At 58.8% G+C, this 4,997-nt stretch carries 5 protein-coding genes; 3 read left to right on the top strand and 2 right to left on the bottom strand.

Annotated elements, in window-relative coordinates:
• Positions 1–179: 179 nt before the first annotated feature.
• Positions 180–1,046, top strand: a complete 867-nt coding sequence (locus ACOVQ0_RS13225; RefSeq protein WP_421885182.1) for a DUF4344 domain-containing metallopeptidase — start codon at positions 180–182, stop codon at positions 1,044–1,046.
• 305 nt (positions 1,047–1,351) lie between these two features.
• Here ACOVQ0_RS13225 and ACOVQ0_RS13220 read toward each other — a convergent pair whose 3' ends face one another.
• Positions 1,352–1,990: a TetR/AcrR family transcriptional regulator gene (locus ACOVQ0_RS13220; RefSeq protein WP_421885180.1), complete on the bottom strand. Its 639-nt coding sequence runs from the start codon at positions 1,988–1,990 to the stop codon at positions 1,352–1,354.
• 255 nt (positions 1,991–2,245) lie between these two features.
• Here ACOVQ0_RS13220 and ACOVQ0_RS13215 point away from each other — a divergent pair, with 255 nt between their 5' ends.
• Positions 2,246–3,664: a coniferyl aldehyde dehydrogenase gene (locus ACOVQ0_RS13215; protein ID WP_421885178.1), complete on the top strand. Its 1,419-nt coding sequence runs from the start codon at positions 2,246–2,248 to the stop codon at positions 3,662–3,664.
• 258 nt (positions 3,665–3,922) lie between these two features.
• Here the strand turns inward: ACOVQ0_RS13215 and ACOVQ0_RS13210 are convergent, their stop codons facing one another.
• Positions 3,923–4,264, bottom strand: a complete 342-nt coding sequence (locus tag ACOVQ0_RS13210; protein WP_421885176.1) for a DDE-type integrase/transposase/recombinase — start codon at positions 4,262–4,264, stop codon at positions 3,923–3,925.
• Between the two features lie 340 nt (positions 4,265–4,604).
• On the opposite strand from ACOVQ0_RS13210, the gene ACOVQ0_RS13205 reads away from it, so the two are divergent.
• A partial coding sequence (locus tag ACOVQ0_RS13205) for a response regulator (protein ID WP_421885174.1) occupies positions 4,605–4,997 on the top strand: 393 nt, incomplete at its 3' end.

Here is a 4,997-nt window from a genome sequence, read left to right as displayed (position 1 = left end):
GGAACTCTCCTTGTCCCGATCGCGGGATCCTTGTTGGAAAATTCCAGCTCCGAATAGTTCAGTTTCGTGGGGGCAGATCAATCTGCCGGACAGGGATCAAACTGGCCCATGCCGATGTGCACGTGTTAGGGTCGGTCCAACAGCATTCTCACCTATGTCGCCAAACTTTGGCGGGGACCATGACGTTCAATCTTGGCTTCTTCAAATCCACGTTCTGTCTCGTCGTGCTGGGTCTGTCGGTCAGCTTGGCAAAGGCCCAAGCGCCAGAGCCCAACCGCATCAGGATCGAGTACGCAGCGCCGTCCACCAGCGCTCACCAGGACATTCACGACACCCTGAAGCAAAAAAACATTCTGGAGCGCGTTCAGACCGCCCTCTCTCCGTTCAGATTGCCAAAGCCGCTGACATTCAGGACTGCTGGGTGCGATGGCGAAATCAACGCCTGGTTCGAAGCCGATGCGGTGACCATATGTTATGAATACATCGCCTACATCATCGAAAGCGCCACAAGCCGCAGGCGCCCTTCGTGGGTCAGCGAGCATCACGCCATCAGCGGCGCGTTGATCGACGTCATTCTGCACGAAGGTGCACATGCTCTGTTCGATTATCTCGATATTCCGATCCTGGGTCGGGAAGAGGATGCGGCTGATCAGATGGCGGCCTATATGCTGCTCAGTCTAGGACGAAAAGACACCCCACATCTCGTGGCGGGCATTGTCTATGTTTACTTGAACGAAGCGGGTGTCCGGAACTTCTCGGCGGTTCAACGCAAGCGACTGCGCTTGGTCGACAACAAGCAGCATGCCGACGTGCACAGCACACCGCTGCAGCGCATGTACAACACACTGTGTCTTGCCTATGGGGCAAGCCCCGAGCTGTTCAAGGAAGCTGTCCAGCGCGGTGCTTTGCCAGTTGATCGTGCGGACGGGTGCGCTGAGGAGTTCGAGCAGGTCGACAAGGCCTTCCGCAAGCTTATCTTGCCGCATATCGATCAGGATGTTCTCAGAAGCGCACTGGCCATCGATACGCTCTCGCTGGGGCGGTGAGCGTTGTTTGGTGCAGACAATTGGTCGTCCGAGAGAGCCCGGTCCGGACCAGCGAGCGCTGTAGATCACCGATGCTGTGAACCGGCACGCCATTTGACCCACAATCGGCTCTGAAGGCTGACCCTACCCAAATGCCAGAAAGCACTTGATGCTATGCAACAAACTGCGGAAGAATCGGGGTCAGTGTTGCACGCCTAAAGGGGTGAAATACCTAAGCCGATTCACAGGTTTTCCTCAACCAGTGCCCCAAGCCCCCGTAACTCTAAACCAACCTACGCTGATCTCTGCAATTCTGTCGATTGCCCTCAGCGGCGGCGCAGGCCTTCGAGAAAATGCGTCATCACGCTTTCTACAAGGACTTCGGGGTTAGCCCGTGCATCCGATTTGTTGTCGACGATCAGCATCGAAAGTCCATGGACAGCCGACCAGGCAGATAGAACGGACATTGCGATCGACATCTCGTCGTCCGCCGATGCGATGAACATGCTGTCGTCTGTGCCACGGATTATGACGTCGCGCAGAACGGCTTTGGCGCCCGCACCCGAGATTTCCGCCAGTGCAGGCCGCGCTCCGTCAGGTCCAGCGAGTGCCGAACCAAACATGAGTCGATAAAGGGTCGGGTTGTTCGCCGCAAAGGCTACATAGGCCTGTGCAATGGCGATCATCGCGACGCAGGCATCGGTGGCGCCCTCCATCGCTTTGCTCATATCGACCCGAAGGGTGTCGAAGCCCACCGCTGCAACGGCGTCGAGAAGGTCACGCTTTTCCGCGAAGTGATTGTATGGCGCATTGTGCGACACGCCTGCGCGGCGCGCGACCTCCCGCAGGGAGAAATTCCAGTTTTGCTCTTCGGTGACGATCGCAACGCCAGCGCTGATAAGCGCCTGTCGAAGGTCGCCGTGATGATATTTGCGCGCAGCAGCGGATGTTATGGGTGAACTCATACCATCCTAATAGCAAGCCGCGTCAATATTGACAACGCCCACATTGTGCCAATATCCCTTCTGCGAAAGTCGGTTACGCGCGGCGCATCTGCCGATCCACGCTAGCGGACCACTGGCCTTACCGAGCCGATGACGGTCATCGGATATTTCAATGTTGACAGTGACAATTTAGCCCGCGTATATGGACAGCGTCAACTTAGCTCGGCGACGGAAAGCCACTGAGCGGTGGGTCGACCCAAACCGTTAGAGGCTAGCATGAACACCCAAGCAAACATCACAGCCGATGTCTCATTGTCAGACGTGCTCGCCACGCAGCGTGCTGCTTTCATGGCGGTGGGCGCGCCGGCGCTCGACCAGCGGCTTGCCAGTCTGGCTAAGCTGAAGAAGGCGATCCTCGCGCTTCGCTCGGAATACGAAGAAGCGATCAACGCCGATTTCGGCAACCGCTCGCGATTCGAGACCGCGGTTATGGAGATCATGCCCGTGACCCAGGGTATCGACTATCTGCGGAAACACCTGCGTCGCTGGGCGCGACCGAAGTCGCGCCACGTTGCCATGCAGTTTCGCCCAGCGCGTGCGAAGGTTGTGATGCAGCCACTTGGCGTAGTTGGAATCGTGTCGCCGTGGAATTATCCGCTGGCGCTGTCCCTGACACCGCTCGCAACAGCGATTGCCGCCGGCAATCGCGTGATGATCAAGCCGTCGGAGTACACGCCGCGGACAACAGCGCTGATGGCCAAGATGCTGGCCGATATCTTTGCCGAAGACGAAGTTGCGGTGGTAACAGGCGGTCCGGAGATCGGTGCAGTCTTTTCGGCGCTGCCTTTCGATCATTTGTTCTTCACCGGCAGCACCAGCGTCGGCAAGGCGATCATGCGCGCGGCCAGCGAAAACCTGGTGCCGGTCACGCTCGAACTGGGCGGAAAGTCGCCGGTTATCGTCGATGACGACTTTTCAATTCCGCGCGCAGCCAAGGCGCTGGTGTACGGCAAGCTCAGCAATGCCGGTCAGACATGCATCGCCCCCGACTACGCCTTCGTTCCCGAGGACAAGGTTAATTCCTTCGCCGCAGCGTTTGAAGTCGAAGCCCGCAAAGCTTACCCGCTGGGGCAAGCTGACAAGGGCTATGCTTCGCTGATCAGCAAACGCCATCACGACCGTCTTGTCGGCCTGATTGACGACGCGCGCCAGAAGGGCGCCTTGGTCGTCGAGATCGGCTCCCAGCCCAAGATTGGCCGACCGAACACTCTGGCGCCCACCATCGTCGTCGGAGCAACGCCCGACATGAAGATTATGCAGGAAGAGATCTTCGGGCCGGTCCTGCCAGTCGTCGCCTATCGGAACCTCGATGAAGCAATTGAGCGAATCAACGCGGGCGACCGCCCCCTGGCGCTCTATGTGTTCAGCGATCGGCCGGCAGTCGTCGACCGAGTGCTGTCGAGTACGACCAGCGGCAGCGTAGTGGTCAATGACACGATCCTGCAATTTGCTCAGGACGATCTGCCGTTCGGCGGGGTAGGACCGAGCGGCATGGGCGCTTATCATGGCGAGGAAGGTTTCAAGACCTTTAGCCACGCCAAGGGCGTCTTCATCCAGTCGCGGCTCAGCATGGCCGGAATGATGCGCGCTCCGTTCGGCGCACTTGCCGATCGCGTCCTGGGTTTAATGCTCTGAGGAAAATCCTTGGCCGCCCGATCACGAGCGCGACCGGGCGGCTGTCGGATTGCAGGGGCCAGGGCGGGTGCTGTCAGACAAACCGAAAAGTCTCAAAAGTCGCCCCAACCCAGCATTGGTCAGGCCGTGCAGAGTTGACGCCAATCGTTGAGAGCAGCTGTGCGTCGTTCCTTGAAAATGGTCCGATAGGTGAGGGTGCGTTCCTGATTGACCTGAAGGGCCGCGAAGCGAACTGGTTATGAATGGAGCCGTGGAGGGCTACGAATTTCCGCAACCTTCGCATCCGCATGAACCGGAGCATGCCTGTTCACGTCTTCGGAATAGCTGGTGGGAATTCTCGGCGCGGTTGTTCAGCCTACGGCCGACTTCGCGTTTGTTGATGGCACCGATCTGCTTCAACGCCACACCGTATGACGCCAAACGATCTGTGACGATCGTTTCAACCGAGCCATGCCTTCGAAGCGATTGTCGTAAGCATTTCAATGCAGCCTTCTTGTCGCGGCGCTTCGTCACGAAGCTTTCGAGCACCTCGCCCGCGTGATCGACAGCCCGCCCAGGGTCAAAACTGCGGCCTGATCGTGTCCACCGACAGGAGCGCACTCCAATTCACAGTCTTTCCTTGCCATCGTTGCCGACCCCTTGTCTCGCCAGCGTCTCGTTGACGTTGATTAGTTGAGCACGTGAACTGCCTCAATGCGAACTGACGCATGAGGGCTGGCAACGCTGGCCGCCTGCGGTCCAGCAAACGAGATCGAAACAAACTGCTTGGCGTCAGCTCTGCGTGGCCTGACTGATGATGGGTTGGGACGGTTTCTGAGGCCTTTTCAGTTTGTCTGACAGCACAAGCCCCATGAATATGGGCTGTCACCACAGGCCGACACAGGCTAAAACAAGGCATTTTTGGTGGCTCGCCCATCGGGGCGGGGGAGCAAGTCAACGCATGATCGAGGTGCTGCTGGTCGAAGATGACGCAACGACGTGCTGGCGCCTCCTGAACGCGCTAGAGGCCACCGGTGAATTCACCGTTACGGCCGCTGCGACCGTCACGGAGGCCCGGACCCGTCTGCTCGAGGCGGCGCCGCGCGTGCTGCTGACCGATCTGCAGCTCCCCGACGGCTCTGGCCTAGACTTGATCCGGGAGACGCGGCAGCGCCATCCCGGGACGGATATCATGGTGATCTCGATCCTTGGGGATGAGGAGAGCGTCATCGCAGCGATCCGTCAAGGCGCCACCGGCTTTATCTTGAAAGACGACTTTCCGACCGACATCATAGCGATGGTGCGCGACCTCGTCGCCGGCCATTCGCCGATCTCGGCCTCGATCGCGCGCTTC

The organism is Novosphingobium sp. (genome assembly GCF_049240505.1).
GTDB lineage: Bacteria > Pseudomonadota > Alphaproteobacteria > Sphingomonadales > Sphingomonadaceae > Novosphingobium.
This window is presented reverse-complemented; position numbering and strand designations above follow the sequence as displayed.

Bases quoted from the DNA above. Each gene is read 5' to 3' on its own strand.
- ACOVQ0_RS13225 (WP_421885182.1), top strand. From the start codon at position 180: ATGACGTTCAATCTTGGCTTCTTCAAATCCACGTTCTGTCTCGTCGTG.
- ACOVQ0_RS13220 (WP_421885180.1), bottom strand. From the start codon at position 1,990: ATGAGTTCACCCATAACATCCGCTGCTGCGCGCAAATATCATCACGGC.
- ACOVQ0_RS13215 (WP_421885178.1), top strand. From the start codon at position 2,246: ATGAACACCCAAGCAAACATCACAGCCGATGTCTCATTGTCAGACGTG.